At 61.9% G+C, this 21,710-nt stretch carries 23 protein-coding genes; 8 read left to right on the top strand and 15 right to left on the bottom strand.

Annotated features, from left to right (window positions below):
- The first annotated feature begins 38 nt into the window (after window positions 1-38).
- A complete protein-coding gene (gene fabG / locus ACSQ3G_RS04610) occupies window positions 39-776 on the top strand; it encodes a 3-oxoacyl-[acyl-carrier-protein] reductase (RefSeq protein ID WP_046636468.1) in 738 nt (245 codons plus the stop codon).
- 13 nt (window positions 777-789) lie between these two features.
- On the opposite strand, the gene ACSQ3G_RS04615 is transcribed toward fabG, so the two are convergent.
- Window positions 790-1,065, bottom strand: coding sequence for a hypothetical protein (locus tag ACSQ3G_RS04615; RefSeq protein WP_172724109.1), 276 nt, complete (start codon window positions 1,063-1,065; stop codon window positions 790-792).
- On the opposite strand from ACSQ3G_RS04615, the gene ACSQ3G_RS04620 reads away from it, so the two are divergent.
- The 5 genes from ACSQ3G_RS04620 (at window position 1,064) to gmk (ending at window position 5,638) form a co-directional block, all read left to right on the top strand.
- Window positions 1,064-1,300 (top strand): acyl carrier protein, encoded by a 237-nt coding sequence (locus ACSQ3G_RS04620; protein ID WP_003502080.1) that lies wholly within the window; start codon window positions 1,064-1,066, stop codon window positions 1,298-1,300. The genes ACSQ3G_RS04615 and ACSQ3G_RS04620 overlap by 2 nt on opposite strands.
- A gap of 128 nt (window positions 1,301-1,428) precedes the next feature.
- The gene (gene fabF / locus ACSQ3G_RS04625) at window positions 1,429-2,691 is read left to right on the top strand and encodes a beta-ketoacyl-ACP synthase II (RefSeq protein ID WP_436109216.1); all 1,263 of its coding nucleotides are present in this window, start codon (window positions 1,429-1,431) and stop codon (window positions 2,689-2,691) included.
- Window positions 2,692-2,840: 149 nt separating this feature from the next.
- Window positions 2,841-4,034 carry an endolytic transglycosylase MltG gene (mltG, locus tag ACSQ3G_RS04630; RefSeq protein WP_105437290.1) on the top strand — a complete coding sequence of 398 codons (1,194 nt, stop codon included), beginning with the start codon at window positions 2,841-2,843 and terminating at the stop codon, window positions 4,032-4,034.
- 32 nt (window positions 4,035-4,066) lie between these two features.
- A complete protein-coding gene (locus ACSQ3G_RS04635; protein WP_436109217.1) occupies window positions 4,067-4,954 on the top strand; it encodes a YicC/YloC family endoribonuclease in 888 nt (295 codons plus the stop codon).
- A 3-nt stretch (window positions 4,955-4,957) separates the two neighbouring features.
- A complete protein-coding gene (gene gmk, locus ACSQ3G_RS04640) occupies window positions 4,958-5,638 on the top strand; it encodes a guanylate kinase (protein ID WP_046636472.1) in 681 nt (226 codons plus the stop codon).
- A gap of 165 nt (window positions 5,639-5,803) precedes the next feature.
- Here gmk and ACSQ3G_RS04645 read toward each other — a convergent pair whose 3' ends face one another.
- The 8 genes from ACSQ3G_RS04645 to ACSQ3G_RS04680 all read right to left on the bottom strand — a co-directional run bounded on the left by ACSQ3G_RS04645 (window position 5,804) and on the right by ACSQ3G_RS04680 (window position 15,107).
- The gene (locus ACSQ3G_RS04645) at window positions 5,804-6,505 is read right to left on the bottom strand and encodes a hypothetical protein (RefSeq protein ID WP_436109218.1); all 702 of its coding nucleotides are present in this window, start codon (window positions 6,503-6,505) and stop codon (window positions 5,804-5,806) included.
- A 137-nt stretch (window positions 6,506-6,642) separates the two neighbouring features.
- Window positions 6,643-7,476: a 16S rRNA (adenine(1518)-N(6)/adenine(1519)-N(6))-dimethyltransferase RsmA gene (gene rsmA / locus ACSQ3G_RS04650; protein ID WP_436109219.1), complete on the bottom strand. Its 834-nt coding sequence runs from the start codon at window positions 7,474-7,476 to the stop codon at window positions 6,643-6,645.
- A complete protein-coding gene (pdxA, locus tag ACSQ3G_RS04655; protein WP_436109220.1) occupies window positions 7,476-8,492 on the bottom strand; it encodes a 4-hydroxythreonine-4-phosphate dehydrogenase PdxA in 1,017 nt (338 codons plus the stop codon). The genes rsmA and pdxA overlap by 1 nt, the downstream gene beginning before the upstream one ends.
- A 43-nt stretch (window positions 8,493-8,535) precedes the next feature.
- Window positions 8,536-9,480 carry a SurA N-terminal domain-containing protein gene (locus ACSQ3G_RS04660; protein WP_436109221.1) on the bottom strand — a complete coding sequence of 315 codons (945 nt, stop codon included), beginning with the start codon at window positions 9,478-9,480 and terminating at the stop codon, window positions 8,536-8,538.
- A 133-nt stretch (window positions 9,481-9,613) separates the two neighbouring features.
- A complete protein-coding gene (locus ACSQ3G_RS04665; RefSeq protein ID WP_436109222.1) occupies window positions 9,614-11,941 on the bottom strand; it encodes an LPS-assembly protein LptD in 2,328 nt (775 codons plus the stop codon).
- Window positions 11,941-13,029, bottom strand: coding sequence for an LPS export ABC transporter permease LptG (gene lptG / locus ACSQ3G_RS04670; RefSeq protein ID WP_105402922.1), 1,089 nt, complete (start codon window positions 13,027-13,029; stop codon window positions 11,941-11,943). The genes ACSQ3G_RS04665 and lptG overlap by 1 nt, the downstream gene beginning before the upstream one ends.
- The gene (lptF, locus tag ACSQ3G_RS04675; RefSeq protein WP_105402923.1) at window positions 13,026-14,201 is read right to left on the bottom strand and encodes an LPS export ABC transporter permease LptF; all 1,176 of its coding nucleotides are present in this window, start codon (window positions 14,199-14,201) and stop codon (window positions 13,026-13,028) included. The genes lptG and lptF overlap by 4 nt, the downstream gene beginning before the upstream one ends.
- Before the next feature lie 114 nt (window positions 14,202-14,315).
- On the bottom strand, window positions 14,316-15,107 hold the full coding sequence (locus ACSQ3G_RS04680) for a phosphatase PAP2 family protein (protein ID WP_105421320.1): 792 nt from the start codon (window positions 15,105-15,107) through the stop codon (window positions 14,316-14,318).
- A 232-nt stretch (window positions 15,108-15,339) separates the two neighbouring features.
- On the opposite strand from ACSQ3G_RS04680, the gene ACSQ3G_RS04685 reads away from it, so the two are divergent.
- Together ACSQ3G_RS04685 and ACSQ3G_RS04690 are read left to right on the top strand one after the other, a co-directional pair.
- Window positions 15,340-16,830: a leucyl aminopeptidase gene (locus ACSQ3G_RS04685; RefSeq protein WP_436109223.1), complete on the top strand. Its 1,491-nt coding sequence runs from the start codon at window positions 15,340-15,342 to the stop codon at window positions 16,828-16,830.
- Entirely contained in the window at window positions 16,830-17,279 is a 450-nt protein-coding gene (locus ACSQ3G_RS04690; RefSeq protein WP_436109224.1) for a DNA polymerase III subunit chi, read from the top strand. Before ACSQ3G_RS04685 ends, ACSQ3G_RS04690 begins: the two co-directional genes overlap by 1 nt.
- Window positions 17,280-17,297: 18 nt before the next feature.
- Here ACSQ3G_RS04690 and ACSQ3G_RS04695 read toward each other — a convergent pair whose 3' ends face one another.
- From ACSQ3G_RS04695 to ACSQ3G_RS04720, 6 genes are all read right to left on the bottom strand, one after another.
- A complete protein-coding gene (locus tag ACSQ3G_RS04695) occupies window positions 17,298-18,149 on the bottom strand; it encodes a polysaccharide deacetylase family protein (protein WP_436109225.1) in 852 nt (283 codons plus the stop codon).
- Window positions 18,150-18,222: 73 nt separating this feature from the next.
- A complete protein-coding gene (locus ACSQ3G_RS04700) occupies window positions 18,223-18,522 on the bottom strand; it encodes a type II toxin-antitoxin system RelE/ParE family toxin (protein WP_105421328.1) in 300 nt (99 codons plus the stop codon).
- Between the two features lie 5 nt (window positions 18,523-18,527).
- Window positions 18,528-18,821, bottom strand: coding sequence for a CopG family ribbon-helix-helix protein (locus ACSQ3G_RS04705; protein ID WP_436109226.1), 294 nt, complete (start codon window positions 18,819-18,821; stop codon window positions 18,528-18,530).
- Window positions 18,822-19,105: 284 nt separating this feature from the next.
- The gene (locus tag ACSQ3G_RS04710) at window positions 19,106-19,642 is read right to left on the bottom strand and encodes a TadE/TadG family type IV pilus assembly protein (RefSeq protein WP_172724111.1); all 537 of its coding nucleotides are present in this window, start codon (window positions 19,640-19,642) and stop codon (window positions 19,106-19,108) included.
- A gap of 65 nt (window positions 19,643-19,707) precedes the next feature.
- Window positions 19,708-20,226 (bottom strand): TadE/TadG family type IV pilus assembly protein, encoded by a 519-nt coding sequence (locus tag ACSQ3G_RS04715; protein ID WP_436109227.1) that lies wholly within the window; start codon window positions 20,224-20,226, stop codon window positions 19,708-19,710.
- The gene (locus ACSQ3G_RS04720; RefSeq protein WP_436109228.1) at window positions 20,227-21,585 is read right to left on the bottom strand and encodes a TadE/TadG family type IV pilus assembly protein; all 1,359 of its coding nucleotides are present in this window, start codon (window positions 21,583-21,585) and stop codon (window positions 20,227-20,229) included.
- Window positions 21,586-21,710: the final 125 nt, after the last annotated feature.

Below are 21,710 nucleotides of genomic sequence, written 5' to 3' on the forward strand. Positions count from 1 at the left end.
CCCTGCTGAGACCCAAAGACACGCGAAGGAACACGATCATGTTTGATTTGACCGGCCGCAAGGCATTGGTGACGGGCGCAACCGGCGGGCTCGGCGAAGAGATCGCCCGGATGCTGCATAGCCGGGGCGCCACAGTCGGCCTGCACGGCACGCGCGTCGAGAAGCTCGAGGCGCTCGCCTCCGAACTCGGTGACCGGGTCAAGATCTTTCCGGCCAACCTCTCGGACCGCGCCGAAGTGAAGGCGCTCGGCGAAAAGGCCGAGGCCGAGCTCGAAGGCGTTGACATCCTCGTCAACAATGCCGGTATCACCAAGGACGGCCTGTTCGTGCGCATGAGCGACGAGGACTGGGATGCGGTTCTGGAAGTCAATCTCACGGCGGTCTTCCGCCTGACCCGCGAACTCACCCACCCGATGATGCGCCGCCGTTACGGCCGCATCATCAACATCACCTCTGTGGTCGGCGTCACCGGCAATCCGGGCCAGACCAATTACTGCGCCTCCAAGGCCGGCATGATCGGTTTTTCCAAATCGCTGGCGGCGGAGATCGCTACCCGCAACGTGACGGTCAACTGCGTCGCGCCGGGCTTCATCGACAGCGCGATGACCGGCAAGCTCAACGACAAGCAGAAAGAGGCGATCCTCGGCGCCATTCCGATGAAGCGCATGGGCGCCGGATCGGACATCGCGTCAGCGGTCCTTTATCTCGCCTCGAGCGAGGCTGGCTACGTCACCGGCCAGACCCTGCATGTCAACGGCGGCATGGCGATGATCTGATTGAGTGCCGCCTTCAGGAAAACACGTTACAATCGGTTGTTGGCGGCTGTGCAATGGAACAAATTCTGGCTTTGCTGAACACGGAAACCATGTTAAGCGGGCCATGACTGTGAATGGTCACCCTGAAATGCAGGCCGTCATATTGCGTGAGTGCAATAGGATCGGAACCTGAAAAGGGGAGAACGGGTTTGCCCGCATCGGCGCTGAACAAGCGGCGGTCGCAGGTTTTTAACAGGGTGCGGATGCCGATCGGGCATTCGATAAAGACAAAGGTCGAGGAAACCGACATGAGCGATATCGCAGAACGCGTTAAGAAAATTGTTATTGACCACCTCGGCGTCGACGCCGACAAAGTCGTCGAAGGCGCAAGCTTCATCGACGATCTCGGTGCGGACTCGCTCGACACCGTCGAACTGGTCATGGCTTTCGAGGAAGAATTCGGCGTTGAGATCCCTGACGACGCTGCCGATTCCATCCTGACCGTCGGCGACGCTGTGAAGTTCATCGAGAAGGCCCAGGCCTGATCAACCCGACATAGTGGGGATGACGCCGCAAGGCAGGTCCCGAAAACGGCCCGCTTGTTCGGGCCGTTTCAGCAATTGGGGCTTGGGCCCTGAAAATCGAGAAAAAATTATAGGGTAGGGCACTGGCGATGAGACGGGTCGTTATCACCGGTACCGGCATGGTATCTCCTCTCGGATGCGGAACGGAAGTCAGCTGGTCGCGCTTGCTGGCCGGCGAGAACTCCGCCCGCGTCGTCACTGAATTCGAGGTCGAAGACCTTCCCGCAAAGATCGCCTGCCGCATTCCTGTCGGCGACGGTTCCGATGGCACGTTCAACGTGGACCAGTGGATGGAGCCGAAGGAACAGCGCAAGGTCGATCCCTTCATCATCTACGGCGTGGCCGCCGCCGAAATGGCGCTCGAAGATGCCGGCTGGCATCCGAAGACCGACGAGGACCAGATCGCCACCGGCGTGCTGATCGGTTCGGGCATCGGCGGCCTCGAAGGCATTGTCGAGGCAGGCTATACGCTGCGCGACAAGGGTCCGCGCCGCATCTCGCCCTTCTTCATTCCCGGCCGGCTGATCAATCTCGTCTCCGGCCAGGTGTCGATCCGCCACAAGCTGCGCGGACCGAACCACGCCGTCGTCACGGCCTGTTCCACCGGCGCCCACGCAATCGGCGACGCCGCCCGGATGATCGCCTTTGGCGACGCCGAGGTGATGGTTGCCGGCGGCGCGGAATCGCCGATCTGCCGCATTTCGCTGGCCGGCTTCGCCGCCTGCAAGGCGCTTTCGACCCAGCACAACGACGATCCGCAGAAGGCCTCGCGCCCCTATGACCGCGACCGCGACGGTTTCGTCATGGGCGAGGGCGCCGGCATCGTGGTTCTGGAGGAGCTGGAACATGCCAAGGCCCGTGGCGCCAAGATTTACGCGGAAGTGGTTGGCTACGGCATGTCCGGCGACGCCTTCCACATCACCGCGCCTTCGGAAGACGGCGACGGTGCGTTCCGCTGCATGACCGCGGCGCTGAAGCGTGCGGGTATTTCGGCGTCGGACGTCGACTACATCAACGCCCACGGCACCTCGACCATGGCCGACACGATCGAGCTCGGCGCGGTCGAGCGTCTGGTCGGCAACGCCGCCTCGAAGATCTCCATGTCGTCGACCAAGTCGGCGATCGGCCATCTTCTCGGTGCTGCCGGTGCGGTCGAGGCGATCTTCTCGGCGCTCGCCATTCGCGACAACATCGCGCCGCCGACGCTCAACCTCGACAATCCCGATGTCGAGACGGCGATCGACCTCGTGCCTCACAAGGCGCGCAAGCGCGAGATCAACGTCGCGCTGTCGAACTCCTTCGGTTTCGGCGGCACCAACGCATCTCTCGTGCTGCGCCGCTACGAAGCCTGATTTTTAGGGCTTGCCCTGAAACATATGCCGGCTGGACTCGCGGCTCGGCTCGTATCATCTTCGGGACCTGTTTTTCGCCGCATTGGTTGGCCAGAAGCAGGTCTAAAGTCTTTGAGTCTGTAGGGGGGCGTTAACCCCGGGGGGCGCGGTTGAACGATACGAATCATGTCAGTGAATTGCCGCCCGGCAATGGCAGAGGGCCGATTATTCCGAAATCGCCGAACGAGGCCCTGAAGCCCGAGCGCGTTCCGGAACCGCCCCGCCGTTCCAAGAAGGCACGCAGCCAGGTCGTCATCTTCCTGAATTTCCTGATGACCATGGTCGTCGTTCTCTGCGTGATCGGTGTTGCCGGCTTCTACTACATGATCTCGGCCTTCCAGCAGCCAGGCCCGCTCGAAGCCAACACCCATTTCATGGTCCGCCCCGGCAACGGGCTTGCGGAAATCGCCACCAATCTCGAACGCAACGGCATCATCTCCGACGCACGCATCTTCCGCTACGTGACGGCGACCTACCTGCGCAAGGGCGAGACGCTGAAGGCCGGCGAATACGAAATCAAGGCACGCGCCTCCATGAAGGACATCATGGGCATCCTGGAATCGGGCAAGTCGATCCTCTATTCGGTCGTCATGCCGGAGGGCCTGACGGTGCGCCAGATGATGCTGCGCCTCGCCGAGGATGCGGTGCTCGAAGGCGACCTGCCGTCAGAACTGCCGACCGAGGGAAGCTTGAGGCCCGATACCTACAAGTTCTCGCGCGGCAGCAAGCGCGCCGACATCATTCAGCAGATGCGGGTTGCGCAGCAGAAGATGGTCGACCAGATCTGGGAGCGTCGCGACCCGGACCTGCCGATCAAGACCAAGGAAGAGTTCGTCGTGCTCGCCTCGATCGTCGAAAAGGAGACCGGCAAGGAAGACGAGCGCGCCCATGTGGCCTCCGTCTTCATCAACCGGCTGCAGCGCGGCATGCGCCTGCAATCGGACCCGACGATCGTCTACGGCATCTTCGGCGGCGAGGGAAAACCCTCCGACCGGCCGATCTTCAAGTCGGACCTTGCCAAGCAGACGCCCTATAACACCTACCAGATCAAGGGCCTGCCGCCGACCCCGATCTCCAATCCCGGCCGGGCGGCCCTCGAAGCCGTCGCCAATCCCTGGCGGACCAAGGACCTCTATTTCGTGGCCGACGGGACCGGCGGGCATGTGTTCGCCGCGACGCTCGAGGAACACAATGCCAACGTCCGTCGTTGGCGTAGAATGGAGTCCGAGCGCGCCGCCAACCCGGAAGTGGTGGATGGCCAGCCGGACGGCGACGAAGCGGAAAAGCCGCCGAAGAGCAACTGACCGCTTCCCGAAAGCATGATCTGGAGACACCGATGACATTGCAGTCCATGACCGGTTTTGCCCGCAGCGAAGGCACGAGCGGGCGCAACCGTTATGCATGGGAACTGCGCTCGGTGAACGGCAAGGGCCTCGATATAAGGCTGCGCCTGCCGCCGGGTCTCGAACGGCTGGAGCCGGACGTACGCCGGCTGATCACGGAGAAATTTTCGCGCGGCAATCTGCAGGCGACCCTCACCCTCACCGTTGCCGAGACCAAGGTGGAAGCGGTGCTGAACCGCGATGCGCTGGCAGCCGTGCTGGCGCTGCGCGCCGAACTCGGCGATCTCGTTGATCCTTCGCCGCTGAGGCTCGACACGCTGATGGGCATTCGCGGCCTGGTCGATATCCGCGAGGCGGAAGAGGACGAGGAGACGGTCGCAGCCCGCGATGGTGCGATCGTCGCGAGCCTGGACGAGGCGATCGGTCATCTGCAGCGGATGCGCGAGGGCGAGGGCACGGCGCTTGCAGCCGTGCTCAAAGGTCAGGTCGCCCGTATCGCCGAGCTTGCCCAGGCCGTCGAGACCGACCCTTCCCGCACGCCGGAAGAGATCGCCCGCAAGCTCTCCTTCCAGCTCGCAGCGCTCCTCCAGGAGGCGCCGACGCTCGACCGCGACCGGCTGCATGCGGAAGCGGCCCTGCTTGCCACCAAGGCCGATCTGCGCGAAGAGATCGACCGGCTGAAGGCGCATGTGGCGGCCGCGGGCGAGCTTATCGACAAGGGCGGCCCGGTGGGTCGCCGGCTCGATTTCCTTGCACAGGAATTTAACCGGGAATCGAATACTATCTGTTCGAAGTCCAATTCGGCCGCGGTCACGTCCGCCGGCATCGAGTTGAAAGTCGTCATCGACCAGTTCCGCGAACAGGTCCAGAATCTGGAGTAAGACATGAGCCCGGCCCCATCGTCTCAGGGCAAAGCGTCCCCGGCCGTGAAGATCGCCCGGCGCGGACTGATGCTGGTTCTTTCCTCGCCGTCGGGCGCCGGCAAGTCGACGATCGCCCGCAATCTTCTGGATGCGGATCGCAGCCTCGAAATCTCGATCAGCGTCACCACGCGGGCTAAGCGGCCGAGCGAGATCGCCGACAAGCACTATCATTTCATCACCGTGCCGCAGTTCGAGAAGATGCGCGACGCCGGCGATCTGCTCGAATGGGCCGAGGTGCACGGCAATTTCTACGGCACCCCGCGCGAGCCGGTGGAACTGGCGATGAGCGAAGGCCGCGACATGCTGTTCGACATCGACTGGCAGGGCGCCCGCCAGCTGCAGGAAAAGATGGCCGCCGACGTCGTCTCGATCTTCGTGCTGCCGCCGACCATGACCGAACTGCAGTCGCGCCTGCACCGCCGCGCCGAGGACTCCGAAGAGGTGATCCGCACGCGCCTCCTGAACTCCCGCGCCGAGATCGAGCACTGGCGGGAATACGACTACGTCATCGTCAACGACGACCTCGACGAGGCCTTCGGGCATGTCAGCTGCATCGTCAACGCCGAACGCATCCGCCGCGACCGCCGCCACGGCCTGTTCGATTTTGTGAGCGAGTTGCTGACGGAAGAGCCGGAGCTGTAGGCGGTTTGACCTCCGGCCCGTGATTGCCCGCAGCTGTGAATTTCATCGGTTCATTGCCGGGATTTACGGTCTTGCGCAGCCCACGTAAGCAATACCGGCGGTCACCTTGCGCCATCAGTCATCACGAGACCTCGGCACCCTGAATGCAGAGGGTTTGTGATGAAATCAGAGCTCAAGTTCCACGCCAGCGAGAGATTTCAGGAGATCGGCCCGAATGTTCGAAGCAACGAGATGAACGTGCGCCTTTTGAGAGCATATCACAGATGTGCCGACCATTTCATAGATGATTTCGATTTTCACGTATCGCCACTCTTCGTCGAGATAGTCGTCCTGTCCACGCATTGCGTGCAGCCCGAACTTCACGAGCGGCGGCGCATCGTCTCTCTTAACCCATCCCTCAATCATCAGTGCGGGATCGAAGGTATAGCTGGGTGCATAACCAAACATATCTCCGTCTTCGGAGCCCTTGTCGAATCTAATGTGCAGCATCCTGACGTAGTCGGCTCCCAAGAGCCGCAGTTCTCGCACAATCATGGAGCGCCGGTTCCAATTGCGTATCCTTAGAACGACCTGCTGCGGCGCATGTTTATGCTGAACGACGTCAATAGTTGGTGCCGCATCACCGATCATGAATTCCGTCTGTTTTTGAGCCGCATCGGCCTGCTTAAACAAGCTTCTAATGGTAATCGCCGCGGCAATTGCTGCAACGTAACCGCTTAGCGCGGAAACCCATTCGCGCGCGCAATGTTCACCATCACCAACCGCACAAAAAGCCTCGCGACCAAACAGCATCCGCACAGAGAAAAAAACAATCACGGCAGCTGGAACAATCCATCCCCATCTATCCCATTGCTCGCGAAAGCCCACAGCCAATCCCTCCAGCCTTTATCAGATGCCAACCTATGCAAGATCAGCCGTACCGGACAAGGGGTAGGCCCCGCTCCCAAGAAGGTGAAGGGGAGTCGACAAATGTCTCCTTCGGCTGAAGGAGTTACTGCCGCTGTTCACAAACAGTTCGCCAACCTGACAAACTCTTCCACCGACAGCGTCTCCGCCCGTCTCGCCGGGTCGATCCCGGCTTTCACCAATAGCGCCTCGCCGCCGAGCGATTTGACGCTCTGGCGCAGCATCTTGCGGCGCTGGCCGAAGGCGGCGTGGGTGACGCGTTCGAGTTTGCCGACGTCGCAGGGCAGGGGATTTGTCCGGGGCGTCAGGTGCACGACCGTCGAGGTGACCTTCGGCGGCGGTGTGAAGGCCTGCGGCGGCACGTCGAAGACCATATGCGCATCGGTGCGCCAGCCGGCGAGCACGCCCAGCCGTCCGTAATGGTCGTCGTCCTCGTCGGCGACGATCCGCTGGCCGACTTCCTTTTGGAACATCAGCGTCAGGCTTTCCCAGAAGGGCGGCCATCGGTCCGGCGCGGGCAGCAGCCAGTTGATGAGAAGCTGGGTGCCGACATTGTAGGGCAGGTTGGCGATGATCTTTACCGGACCTTCAGGCGCGAGCGCCGCGAAGTCGGTCCTCAGCGCGTCGCCCTCGATCACCTCCAGCCGGCCGGGGTAATGCTCGCCGATTTCGGCGAGTGCCGGCAGGCAGCGGCTGTCCCGTTCGACGGCGATCACCTTTTTGGCGCCGAGCGACAGGATGGCTCGGGTCAGGCCGCCGGGTCCGGGGCCGACCTCGAAGACGGTCGCATTTGCGAGCGGTCCGGCGCTGCGGGCGATCTTCTGGGTGAGATTGAGGTCGAGAAGAAAGTTCTGGCCGAGCGCCTTCTTGGCGTCGAGCCCGTGACGCTGGATCACGTCCCGCAGCGGCGGCAAGCCGTCCAGAGTGGCCATCAGGCGACTTTCGACTTTGACGCGAGATTGCCGGCGAGCTTGATCGCCTCGACGAGGCTGGTTTCGCGGGCCACACCCTGGCCTGCAATACCGAACGCCGTGCCGTGGTCCGGCGAGGTGCGAATGAAGGGCAGGCCGAGCGTGACGTTGACGGAGGTGTCGAAACCGAGCGCCTTGGCAGGGATCAGCGCCTGGTCGTGATACATGCAGATCGCCACGTCGTAACGGGCACGCGCCTCGTCGTGGAACATCGTATCGGCCGGCAGCGGCCCGAAGACGTGCAGGCCCTCGGCCCGCAGCTTGAAGATCGCCGGATGGATGACGTCCTGGTCCTCGCGGCCGATTGCGCCATCCTCGCCCGCATGCGGGTTGAGGCCGGCAACCGCAAGCCGGGGCTTGTCGATGCCGAAGCGGATCTTGAGATCGTGATGGGCGATGCGGCAGGTCTCGGCGATCAGTTCCGCGCTCAGCGCCGCGGGCACGTCTTTCAGCGGGATATGGATGGTCACCGGGATGGCCCGGAGTTTCGGCCCCGCCAGCATCATCACCGGCAGAATCTTCTTGCCGGTCGCGCGCTCGGCGAGGGCGGCGAGGAACTCCGTGTGGCCGGGGAACCCGAAGCCGGCCTGATAGAGAATGGATTTGGCGATGGGGTTAGTGACCGTGCCGGCGGCCTTGCCTTCAAGCGAGAGTGAAACGGCGGTCTCGATCGCCTGGATCGTCCCTTTGGCGGTCGCCACATGCGGTTGTCCGGCTGCGATTTCCGCGCCGGCCGGGATCGGCAGCACGGGCAGGGCGTCCTGAAAGATCGACATCGCGCTTTCGCTATCCGCCTCGCGGATCGGCACGTCGAGCCCGAGCATCACGGCGCGGGCCTTGAGCACGGCCGGATCGCCGAGGAAGAGGAAAGGCGGCAGGTCGTATGCCTGGCGCGAGGCCCAGGCGACAAGCGTGATATCGGGGCCGATGCCGGCAGGATCGCCCTGGGTCAACGCAAGCGGACGGTCGAGTGGCATTACGGCTCCGGAAATGACTTAAGTGTCGAGATCAGCGATGTTCTTAGCGATACTCGATCTGGGCCTTGCTGCGCAGGTCATCGAGATATTTCTTGTCGTTGGGGTCGACGCCTTCCTTCTTCGCCTTGCCGAGATCCTCGGCGCGGAAGACAACTTCCGCCGCGAGGTCGTCCGACACTTGGCGCTGTTTGCAGATGGCCAGGAATTCGACGCCGCGTTCGGTGACACGGGTGCCGGTCGTGCCGCCATCCGTCGTCTTCTCGATCAGCGGCTTCCAATCGGCCGGCAGCTCGGGGGCGAGGACGCGGCCGAGGTCACGGATCGACACGTCCAGCATGGTCGCGGCGAAATCCTTCGATTGCTCGCAGCCCGGGAATTTGGAGCGCGCGGCGTTTGCTTCCTTCTGGCGCTTGGCGAGAATGGCGTTACGCTTGGCCGGCGGCACGACAAAGATCACCTGCTGCAGGAAATATTCGGTCGTGACCGGCTTTTCCTTGTTCTCCATCATTCGCGTGACGAGTTCCTGGCTCGACATGCGGCCGCGCGAACCGCCGTAGCGGGCGTTGACCAGTCGTGGCCAGCTCATCTGCACGGCGATGTAACTCTTGAAATGCTCGACACCGACGCCGGCTTTGTCGAGGATCTGGCTCATCTGCGCCACGCTCAGCTTGTTGCCGGCGGCAAACCGCTCGAAGGCCTTGTCGACGTCCTCGGTGCTGACCGACATCTTCACGCGGGAAATCTCCTGGCGCTTCAGCGCCTCATCAACCAGCGCCTCACGCGCCGCCTTGGCATCTGCCTTCTGGCGCTGAAGGCGCAGGAAGGCGACGCGCCGGCCGACGTCGGTGCTGGTGATCGCCGTCCTGTTGACGACGGCCGAAACTTCGCTGGCGGCCTGCGCCTGCTGGGCGGCGGGCTGAATGACGACCGAGGCGGCCAAAGCGGCCGCGGCCAGCACCAGCTTGCGCGTTGCGGTCATTGCGAACATGATACCAATCCCTTTTCCCGCCCCGGTGGGCACTTGAGCCCGACCGGCCTCGCATTTCATACTCTATTTGCGACCGCTTGCACAATTCTTGCGGCGAAACGATGACAGTCAGCCGATCGGACGAGCCGCTACCTCAGTAGCGGTAGTCCTGATCGAAACCTTCGGTCGAGCCGACGCTGATATCGCCGAGCGTGCGGAAACTCAGGCGGGCGCTGACAGTCCAGTCGTTGGCGGCCGTGTCCGACGGCTTGTCGGAATAGGCAACCGTAAAGATCGTGCATTCGTCCGCATAGCTGATGCCGATGCCGCGCCGGACCAGTTCCTTGTCCGCGAGATCCCAGGTCGCCGTGCCGGCAAGCGCCCAGTTTTCGTTGATCCGGAAGCTCATTGAATGCTTCAGCACGTCTTGCGCGTCGTCCGAACCGTATTCCGGCTGAGCATCGACCTGCGTGTAGACCAGCGAGCCGCTCACCCGCGGCGTCGTGTAGGAAAGCGAGGCATCGGTGCGCTTGATCGCGAATGTCTTCTCGTCGAAGCGGGCGTTTGCCCCGACCGTGAGGCCAAGCGGCAGATCGACGGCCGCCATCGCGACATAGTCGGACCGGCGCGTTTCGAGCCCGGAATTGGCGCCCGCCTGAACCAGGTCCTCGGTCGCGAACGAGTTCTGGCCGGCAATATGGTAGGACTGGCCGACAATGCTGCGCACGCCGATGCCGTTGGCGAACGTGCCGGTATAACGGAGGCCGACATTGGCGCGCGTGCCGCCTTCGACACGGTCGAAGCCCGAGAACTTGTCGCGTTCGAAAAGGCTGGTGGCGTCGAAGACGAAGCTCTGGGCATCCTCGTTCGGCAATCCGCCGGCCATCTGCTCGTCGGGACGCGCGAAGATCTGCGCAATCGGCTCGATGATATGGCTGCTGTTTTCGGTGGTCAGCAGGATCGGATAACGGGCCTCGAGACCGGCCGTGAGCATGTAACGACCGTTGGCGCCTTCAGACTCCATATCGCCGAAATAGGGACCCGGCGTGCCGGAACCGGTATGGCGGATGCCGTCGCCGCGGGCGGCGAGGATCGGCGTCAGCAGCAGGCCGTCGAGCGTGTTGAAGGTACGCTTCCATTCGGCTTCTACGGTCAAGCGGCTGTAGCTGCCTTCAAGACCCGGGAAACGATTGGTGGTGCCTTCCCTGTACCAGTCGTCTTCGCGACGGGACAGGTTGGTAATGTTGGAGGTGACCGAAAGCTCGCCGCCGAGAATCGGTTCCGGCGCGTAGTAGGTATAGTCGAGCGAAGGGTAGACGATCGCCTGTTCCTGCTCGGCCGTGTTGCTATAGGTGTCGTCCTGGATGTTGAAATAATAGTTGTGCAGGTCGAAATAGTTCCGCGTCCCCAGGCCGGTGAGATAGACGTCGTTGGTGAACGTGCCGCCGCCGACGCCGGTCAGCTTGTAGGTCCGCGAAAAGTTGTTGTCGCTCTGGGTCATGACGTTCCAGCCGAATGTCCAGCGCGGGTTGATCTTGAACTCGCCCTTGGAGGCGGCCATGAGGCGGTTATCCGCAGCCCGGTCGCTGGTATTCGGATCGAAGGCTTCCGGATCGTTCTGATGGATCCCGGCGAAGCGGAACGTATGTTCGCCTGTCTCGAACTTGTTGCGGATCTCACCCTGAAGCAGCAGCCCCTGATTGGAATAATAGGTAGGGCTGAGCGTCGCATCCATGCTCGGCGAGAACACGTGATAGTAGGGTACCGTCACGCCGAAGCCGAGATTGTCGCTTGCGCTGTACTGCGGGAACAGAAGGCCCGACTTGCGCTCGACCGTTTCGTCCGGCACCTCGATTGCAAAAGGCAGGCGACCGATCGGCAGGCCGAACAGTTCGAACTGGGCGTTTTCAAGCCGAATCGTATGGGTCTGGCCATTGCGGACCACCCGTTGCGCCTTGACCTGCCATAGTGGGGCCTTGCCCGGCGTCTGGGCACAGGGAAGGCAGGCGGTGTAGACGGTATTGTTGAGCACCATCAGGTCGCCAGGCTGGCGCTCGGCGCTCTCGGCGGCAAGGCGGGTATTGTCGGTGGTCTCGACGCGGAGCGCGTTGATGAAACCCTCGCCGAAGCTGTCGGTGACGTCCATCTGCTCGGCATAGACACGGCTGCCGCCCGGCTCGATCAGCTCGATATTGCCGGTCGCCATGACGCGGCCGCTCTTCTGATCGTACTGAACGCGCTGCGCCACCATCTTGTAGCGGTTGTAATAGATCTGCACGCCGCCGGTCGCGGTGACCACCTCGGCGTCCTGATTGTAGACGAGCTCATTGGCGCGCAACAGCATCTTGGCGCCGTCCGCTGCCTGAGGCACCAGACCCTGAGCCTGCACAACCGTTGCGGATACGCCAAATACGCATACAGACACACCTGTCAGCAGGGCGGCGGCGAGCCGTCTTATATGTTTGCGGTTACTTACCGCCACTAGCCATCCTCCTGATGAAGCAGAATTGTCGTCCCCAGTGCCGTCGCGACGATCACTGGAATCCAGACCGCCACGAAAGGAGGAATTGCCCCGCTGCTTCCGAATGCCTTCACAAGCACCGTGACGACATAAAGCACGAAGCCAGAAACTATTCCACCCAGAATCACGGACCGGGACTGGGCGAACCGACTGAATTTTAATGAGACTGTTGCAGCAATGAGAGTCATTGCCACGAGCAGGATCGGCAGGGAGAGCAGCGAGTGATACTGCGTCTCGAGCGCCTTTGTGGGAATGCCGAAAGATTTGCTGACCTCGATTTTTCTGGAAAGATCAAAAAACGCAACAGTATCAGGCTGCGCCAGGCTCTCTTGGATATATTCCTGCTTCAACTTGGTGCGAACCTGTGCTGTCTCGCGACGCACCGGAATTTCGCCCGGCCGGTTTTCCAAAACGTCGTTAAGCAGCCAGTAACCATCTTCCAATTTTGCGGTCTTGGCGTCCTGCCGCATGATCACGCGACCGTCCTTGTCAAACTGGAAAGCCACCACGTCGATAAGCCGCGTTCCCTTCTCCTGATAGCTCTTGGCGCCGATGACCGTGTCGTCGTCGCCGCTGATCTGGCGGATCCAGGGAATGAAGGTGGATGCCCGGGAGCGGTTGCTCGCTTCGCGCCAGCTGGCCTCCATGGAAGCGGATTCGCGCTGGCCCCAGGCGGCGAGCGGATTGATCACAAGCAAGGTGGCGAGCCCGATCAGAAACGCTCCGATGACGAACGGCGAGATGAACTGCCAGACGGAAATGCCGGCGGCGCGCGTCACCACCAGTTCGTAGCGGCGGTTGAGCGCGATCAGCACCGTCATGCCGATAAACAGGCTGAGCGTCGGGATGGTCTGCTGCAGGATGAGCGGCACGCGCATGGCAGTCATCGCCAGCCCGGTCGAGACAGTGTAGCCGCTGAAACCCGACATGCGGCGGCTGGTCTCGCTGAAGTCGGCGAGGAAGATGATGGCGCCCACGCCGAGCAGGAACCAGAGTGCTGTGATGATATAACGACGGAAGAAATACCGGCCGAGCGTCGTGAAGATCATGCCGTACCTCCGCCCGAAGTCCGCGAGGCGGGTATGCGCCGCTGCACGCTGCCGGCCAGGCGCGACATGCCGCGAGCGATGAAGCGCGGCGCCGAGAACTGCCGGTTGGTGGCAAGCATGAAGATCGCAATCAGCGAGAAGACGATCGGCACGGCGTAGGGGAGCGGGGTGTAGAGCGGATGGCGTTCGACCATGTTGGTGGCCGAGAACCCGAGCCAGCGCACGCCGAAAGCGAGGAAAAGCGCAAACACCATCGGATGGACCCGGGTCTGCCGGTGCGAGCGGGTGCTGCCGGCAATGACCAGCGAGATCAGCGCGAAGGTGATAGGGAAAAGCCAGTCGGACAAGCGCCTGTGCAATTCCGACCGATAGGCGTCCGGCGATTTCTGGTAGACCGGATCGTTCGGATCCGGGTTCAGAAGGAAAGCGAGGCTGCGGTCGGTCGAATATTGCGGCAGACCGCCTTCCGCCTTCGTCATCGCCGACAGGTCGAAGGCGTAGGAGACGAACTTGATGATCGAGATGCGTCCGTCGGCGGATTTGCGGTGGACCTCGCCGTCACGCATGGTGAGTGAGGTACCGCTTTCGTCGATCGATCCCTCGCGGGCGTAATAGATGAGGTCGAAATTCGGGTCGCGGTAATCGACGACGAACAGGCCCTTGAGCACGCGGCCGGAATGGCGCTCCGAGATCTGCACGTAGAGCCCCGGCTCGATGCTGCGGAAGGTCTTTTCCTCGATGACCGAGGAGAGCAGGTCGGCGTAAGCGGCGGCGACCATCTGGCGGGCTGCGACGCGAGACGGTGGCTCCACGAAATTCGTCACCAGGAACGAGAAGAGACTAAGCGCGAGCCCGAGCATCAGCACCGGCCGGTAAATGATGCTGCGCGACGCGCCGGCCGCGTCGATGACGGGCAATTCCGAATCGTTGTTCATCGCCGTCAGCGTCTGGGTGATGCCGATGACGAGCGCGAAGGGCAGCACGACGGGGATGATGGTCGGCAGGATGAAGGTCGCAAGAGTCGCGAACGAGCCCATCGACTGGCCGGTATCGGTGACCAGGTTGATGCGTCCCAGCACCTGGATGGTCCAGATGATGGTGAGCACCGGCAGGAGCGTCACCAGGAACATCTGAAAAATCCGGCGCAATATGTAGACTTCGAGAAGCTTCATTCCGGCCTAGATACCTTGCACAACGTCACCCGGGGAATGGTGACAGCTAGTTACCCCGAGATGACGGTCGCGCCTATCTAAGCGATTGAGATCAGCTTTGCGACAGGGGCTGCGTCACAAATTTGTTTGCGAATTCCGTTTTCTTCTTCGCTGTGACATTTCGAAACACGCAGCCACCGCTGCATAGACCACCAGCGACGACAACCAGCCGAGCGTCACGTCCGAAAAGTAATGGCCGCCGAAGGAGGTCCTGAGCGCCGGCGAGATCAGCGAGATGGCGATCAGCGGCGGCCCGAGCACCGGACGCAGCGGTTTCGGCAGCAAAACGATGAGGCAGGCCAGCCATCCGGCGCCCGCCGCCTCGCCGGAAATGAAGGAACAGTTGCCGACGCAGGCGCCGCCGAAATCGCCGGCCGGCGTGAACACGTCCTTGCCGCCGAAAAAGTCGGTCTCGTAGGGGCGGGGCCGGTTGGAGACCTGCTTCAGGATCAGGTTGACCAGCACATACGGGCCGATCAGGAAGGAAACCAGGGCGATGGAATAATCCCGCGTCTTGCGCGGGCTGTAGGTCTCGCCGTGGTGCTGCAGGTTGGCGATCAGCCGGTAGAGGAGATAGATCGCGACCAGCGCCGGCAGGTAGAAGAGAACGCGCCGGATCAGGACGAACAGGGTTTCGGTGCCATAGGGAAAACTGCCGCAGACCCGGCCTCGTTCGATAGCCTCGCCACAGGCGGCCTGGGCGAAGAAGGCGCGCGCCACGGCAAGGTCGATCTCGGGTACCAGGTAGAAGACCGCCAGCAGCACCCACCAGAGCGCCATCAGCACGATGAACCAGCCCTTCGGCCTGGCAAAGAATCGTCGCATGGCGGCAAGCCATTCGGGGAGGGTTTGGGAAGGCGATGTCATGCGAAATGATCCGTTGGTCGTCGGGCGGCGCGACCCTAGAGCAAGACGCGTCGGATTTGAACAGGTGCCGGCTGCCGATAGAAGGGAATGTCCCCTCCCGAAATCAGGCTTTTTGACGCGCCGGAGAGGGAGCCCGCAACCGGGTTGACGCAGTTGTGACATCTCGCCCTTGCGCTTCAAGCCGAAACGGCGATGATCGCCGCGTTCTTTGGAAAAGCCTCCTGGAGTCGCAATGTCCGTGAAATTCGATATCTCCTTCGCCAAGTCCGCCAAGATCGACGGCGGCCTTGCCATCCAGCTCAAGCTAGCCGGCGGCGGGCCGGCAGCGGGCGCTGCCGATGCCGATCCGGCCGGCATCGTGACCCGGGCGGCGGAGATCGCGAAGTTTTCCGGCAAGTTGATGTCGACGCTGGACATTATCGCGCCTCAGGGGTCTCCCGCCGACAGGCTGGTCGTGCTCGGCCTCGGCAAGGCCGAGGCGCTGACCGCCTACGACTGGCTGAAGGCGGGCGGCATTGCCGCTTCCGCGGTCAAGTCGATGACCAGGGTGGCGATCTTCACGGATGTGCCCGGCCTTGCGGTCGGTGCTGCCGAACTGGCCGGCTTCGCGCTCGGCATGCTGCTGCGGGCCTACAGTTTCGACACCTACAAGACAAAGAAGGGCGATGACGAGGAAAAGGCGCCGAAGACGGTGAAGGTGACGATCGTCACCGCCGAGCCTGCGGCCGCCAAGAAGGCTTTCGCCGAATCCGAGGCGATCGCCGGCGGCGTGCTTCTCGCCCGCGAACTCGTCAACCTGCCGCCGAACGTTCTCGGACCGGTCGAATTCGCCGACAAGGCCAAGGAACTGGAGAAGCTCGGCGTCGAGGTGGAAATTCTCACCGAGAAGGAGATGAAGAAGCTCGGCATGGGCGCGCTGCTTGGCGTGGCGCAAGGTTCGGTCCGCCCGCCGCGGCTCGCCGTCATGCAATGGAAGGGCGGCAAGCCGAAGGATGCGCCGGTCGCCTTCATCGGCAAGGGCGTCGTTTTCGATACCGGCGGCATTTCCATCAAGCCGGGTGCCGGCATGGAAGACATGAAGGGCGACATGGGCGGCGCCGCTGCCGTGATCGGCCTCATGCATACGCTTGGCGCCCGCAAGGCCAAGGTCAACGCGATCGGCATTCTCGGCCTCGTCGAGAACATGCCCGACGGCAACGCCCAGCGACCGGGCGACATCGTCACCACGATGTCGGGCCAGACGATCGAGATCATCAACACCGATGCGGAAGGCCGGCTGGTGCTTGCCGATGCGCTTCACTATTGCAACGATCGCTTCAAGCCGCGTTTCATGATCAATCTCGCCACCCTGACCGGCGCGATCCTGGTGGCGCTCGGCAATCTGCAGGCGGGCCTGTTCTCCAACGACGACACGCTGGCCGGCCAGTTGGCCGGCGTCGGGGATGTCACCGGCGAGCGCCTGTGGCGCATGCCGCTCGGCAAGGAATACGACAAGCTGATCGATTCGAAATTCGCAGACATGAAGAATACCGGCGGCCGCAACGCCGGGTCGATCACCGCGGCGCAACTGCTGAAGCGCTTCGTCGGCGAAACGCCCTGGGCGCATCTCGACATCGCCGGCACCGCGATGAACTCCCCGTCGAGCGAGATCAACCAGTCCTGGGGATCCGGCTACGGTGTCCGGCTGCTGGACGAACTCGTGCGGGCGCATTACGAGAGCTAATGACTGAAGTCCTGTTCTACCACCTGACTGAATCGAAGCTTGAGGAGGCGCTGCCAGCGCTGCTCGAAAAGAGCGTCGAGCGCGGCTGGAAGGTGGCGGTGCAGACGAGCAGCGATGTGCGTCGGGATTTTCTCGACGCGCATCTCTGGACCTTCCGCGAGGACAGTTTCCTGCCGCATGGCACCGACGCCTCGCCGATGGCCGAGGCGCAGCCGGTGCTGCTGACCTCCGCTGCCGAAAACGGCAACGGTGCGACGGTTCGTTTTCTGGTGGATGGTGCCGAGCCGCCGCCGATAGCCGACTATGACCGGATCGTCTTCATGTTCGACGGCTACGATACCGTCCAGCTCGACAACGCCCGCGCCCAGTGGAAGAAGTTGAAGGGCGAGGGGCATGCGCTGACCTACTGGCAGCAATCGGAAGAGGGGCGCTGGGTCAAGAAGGCCTGACCCCGCGCATTCTTTCCCTCAGTTCAGCCAAGCCATCATCATCGACGAATTGCTGTGGCGCAGGCGAACGACCTTGTAGCCTTCGGCGCTCAGCTGGGTGAGCAGCGCTGGCAGCATGGCGGCCGTGCGGGCATGGATGTCGTGCAGCAGGATGATGCCCTTGCCGTGAGCACGCAGCGAATTCATCGTGCGGGTTGCGACGGCGGCCGGCGAGACGCCGAAATAATCCTTGGAATCGACCTGGACGTCCAGCACCACCATGTTGTTCGAAGCGACCCACTGGCGCAGGCGCCTGGTGTCGGCGAGATAGGGGAAGCGGAAGAAGCCGGCATCCTCATGGGTGACGCTGGTCACCGCATCGCGCCCCTTTTCGATTTCGGCCACGGCCGCATCGAAGGAAAGGTTCTGCAGGTCGGCATGGCGATAGGTATGGCTGCCGATCGTGTGGCCGGCATTGACCACCTTGCGGGCGATCTCCGGATGGGCCTTGGCCATCTGCCCGACCATCAGGAAGGTCGCCTTGACGTCGTATTCGTCGAGGATGGAGAGGATCTTCTCCGTCTTCTTCGGCATCGGGCCGTCATCGAAGGTCAGCACGACCTCCTTGTCGGCAAGCTTCAGGTCGGAAAGCGACGAGGCGGTGAGGGTGCGGCCGGAAAGGCTGCCCGGATTGTTGAAACGCCCCCAGGCAACGGGCGTCAGCGCCACCGGCGAATCCGCCTCCGCCTTTTTGGGCGATTTGGGTGAGGAGAGGCCCTTGGCGGGTGCAAATGAAGTGGCAAGCGAGCCGGCCTCGGTCTGGCTGCGACCGGCGCAGGAGGAAAGAAGGCACGCGACGGCGGCGGCGACACAAAGGACGCGGACAAACATGGGAGCGACTCGGCTAAAAAGTGACTAAGGAGTTGAAGCGACGTCACATTCGCCGATTATGGTTAATGGCTGGTTATGATGGATCGCTGGCCGGGCTCAATTGGCGAAACGAGCGTCCGTCCCAGATACGGAGAATCTCGATCCTATCCGCCTGGATGCGGTAGAGAATGATGAAAGGGGTCCTCGCGATCACGAGTTCCCGCGTGCCCGAGAGTGCCCCAGGGCGTCCCGCTTGCGGATTGTCTTTGAGAAGCTGCTCGGCGTTTTGAAACCGCAGCCGCGCATACCGAGCACCGTCTGGAAATACGTGCGTATAATACTCTTTCATCCATCGAAGATCGGCGCGCGTTCGCGGCAGATAGACGATCTTCATCAGGATCAGGCGCGTCTGGAAGGTTTTGTAAATATATCCGGTTCCGGTTCCGGGAGTTCGTTCTCCGAACCCCAGGAGGCAATCCAGTCTGCCATTTTTTCGCTGGAAACAAAGGTGCCTTCGTCGGCCGACGCAATCGCCTGCTCAAGCTGAAGGCGTTTTTCCGCCTGGCTTTCCAGGTAGGTCTCGATAGCCGTCGCCGCGATTTCGGCCATCTTCTGTTCGCTGGCTTCAGCTTCTGCTTGAAGGCGCGCCTGGACGTCTGGCTTGAGGCGAAGTGACAGCGGATGGCTTTGCATTGGCAACCTGATGAGCTGTGTGTTGGCCGCGCAATAATAACCTGAAACTCCGGTTATCCCAAAGCAGAACTTCGTTCTGGGAGCGCGACTTCATATCTGCCGGGAGGATGAGGCGAATGGCAAACAGGCGAGGTCGGTGAGGGCGAAATTCTCGTCGGCTCAGAACCGTGCGGCGCCGGCAGTCTTGGTGTCAACGCCACTGACGCAGTCGCCGCAATCGAGGTTTGCGGATGCGGTTCCTTTGCCGCGGCAGCTTTCGCGAGGACAACCTCTGTTGGACGGCCCTACTTCTTGGCGATTTTGTCGCCGACCCGCGGGCGGGAGATCGCCTTGCCGACGAAGCTGTACTCACCCGAGCCGGTGACTGCGGAAAACAGAGAGGTGAAAGGCGTCGCCATTGCATAATTCACCTGCACGACGACGAGCTGCACATTGCTTTCGATCAGATCGGCGGGGATTTCGAAGGCGGGCGGATCCCCGGATACCTGCGCGTTCGTTTGATAGGCCGACGACCAGTTGACCTTCGCGTTGCCTGCGGCGTCGAAGTCTACGAGGGCGACCTGGATTGCGAGTGCGCTGCTGTCGAAGGGAATGAGAATGGAGGCGGTCCCTTGGAGAAGGGTATTGAGCTCGCTGTTGCTCCAGCTTGTTTCCTGGGAGACGATGTCGCTCGCCACTTCCGCGATCTGGTTGATCTTCCGCTTCACCATCAGGCCTTCTCCGAGATCGACGGTGCCCGCGAACAGCAGCGCCATCACCGGCAGAAGCAGGGTGAACTCGATGCCAGACTGACCTTTGCGGTCGGCGAGCAAAGCCCGCATGCTGCTTTCGCGCCGGTTCCCTTGCCTGTGGTCGGGATCGTGCCTTGGTACCATCGTGCGATGTCTCAAAAGGGTTCATTTCTGAAAATCACGGAAGCGGAGAGCACATAGGTGCCATCGGCGAGCGTGTTCACGTCTGCGCCGATCGCGGCCAGCAGGCTGTCCCAGGGAAGGAAAGCTTGGATCATCACGTAGTCTCCCGACCCGGCCGGAGAAAAGCTCTCGGTGACGGAGAGAACGCCGCCGCTGACCGGCGACGTGAAGCTCATCGACGAGAAATCGGACATCGTAGTGGTCGTGACCAGGAGTTCGTCCTCGCAACTGAAGGCGAGCGCCATGCCGTCGCAGACATTGCTCTTGAAAGTGGCGAGATCCCAGCCGTTCGCATGGGCGTTGCCGACCCGGACGGAACGGGCGGCCGTATGCAGGGCCGAATCGAGCGCGCTGTCGACGAAGAACATCAGCGCCATATCGAGAATGCAAAACAGGAAGACGAAGAATGGCAAGACAAGCAGTGCAAACTCGACCGCGGCCGTTCCCTGCTCGTTCCGTAGGAGGGCTTTGAAACGGTGCATCGCCGTCATCTAGTTTGTCAGCCTTACTTTGGAGAGATATTGCTTGAAGAGCAAGGACAGGCCTTCCTCGATTTCCTCGGCCGAATTCGCCTGCAGGAAAAGGTCGCCGCTCGTTGCGCATTCTTCGAGCGCTTTGGGGATATAGGCTGTCCGCGTACTGCTGCTCTTGCCGGAAGCGACCGTGCCTCCCCAGATCGAGCTGAAACCGCTGCTGCTCATGGTCTTGCCGAGCGTCGCATTGTAACCCCAGTCCCAGGTCATCGGCAGGTATTCGGTGTAGAGAACGCCGATTGTGGCATCGAGGTCCTTCACCGGCTTGCACCATTTGGAATTGATCGGCGTGACGACGGTCTGCAGCGAGCTTTTTGCTGTCGGAGAGCGGATGCCGGAATCGCCTTGCAGCACCCAGTTGCGCTCGGACTGGACCCCGTCCGTCAGGATCAAAACGAGTTTCAGCGGCGCATCCTTGGTGGTTCCGTCTCCGGCCGTTCCGATCATGGGCTTGAGGGCCGTCAGGGAGTAGTCAAAATATGTCGCCTCTTCGGAGGTCGCGCTCGTCATCCCGCTGGTTTTGTCGTTCAGCTTCGTCCGGGCCGTCGAGGTCGAGAAGGTGGGCGACAATACCTGGGTCGTGGTCTTGCCAAGGGTATAGAGGCCGACCCGGATGCGTTCATGGGCGGCGTCTGCCGTGTCGATGAGGTCTAGAACTTCGCGCGCGGCGTCCACCGAGACATCGGCCCGCAGCTTGATGTTCATCGCCACCGACAGGTCGTAGACATTGTTATAGGTCTTGCCCTTGTAGGAGAAGGTCGCCCCTTCCGGCGTATGGCACGCAAAGGCGCACTTGGCGGGTGACGACATCAGGCTGGACTGGCCGGCGCTCGTCGCCGCGAGCAGCATCGAAGCGGACTTGTCGAGTACGATGTGCACGTCGAGATAGGCGCGGCCTGGGCCTTCGACCGACGAGGAGGTGGCCACGCCGACGTCATCTATGCCTGCAATCTTGAGCAGCGTCGTGGGCACCGTCGCGCGGGCTGTCGCCGTGATCTTACGGTTCGATGTGTCGATGTCGATTTCTTCGAGCGTGTAGCCGCCGCTCCCGAGATCGGTCTGGGCAGCGAACCATTCTTGGATGCGCGTCTTGAGCGCAGCATTATCCAGTGTTCCCACGCTTTTCACTGCCCCGAGCAAGGCGGAATCGAGATCGGCCTGCATCTTCGAACGGGCGTTATAGGCCCGCACGTAGTCGAGGCTGGCGCCCACGGCGGTGATCAGCGGCACGAGCAGCAGGGAAAACATGATGGCAATATTGCCGCGGCGATCCGCAAGCAGGCCAGAAAGAGCGAGAAGCCGCCGCGGATTGGACATAAGGCCGGAAAATCATCCCTGTGAATAATCGGCCGATATTATAATAGATTCCTAATTCAATGATTAATCGCATTGCGGGTGGCGGGTTCGCCGATTTCCCGACTAGGGCCACGTCGTCGAGGATA

This window comes from Neorhizobium tomejilense, from assembly GCF_964254135.1.
GTDB classification, from domain to species: Bacteria; Pseudomonadota; Alphaproteobacteria; order Rhizobiales; family Rhizobiaceae; genus Neorhizobium; species Neorhizobium tomejilense.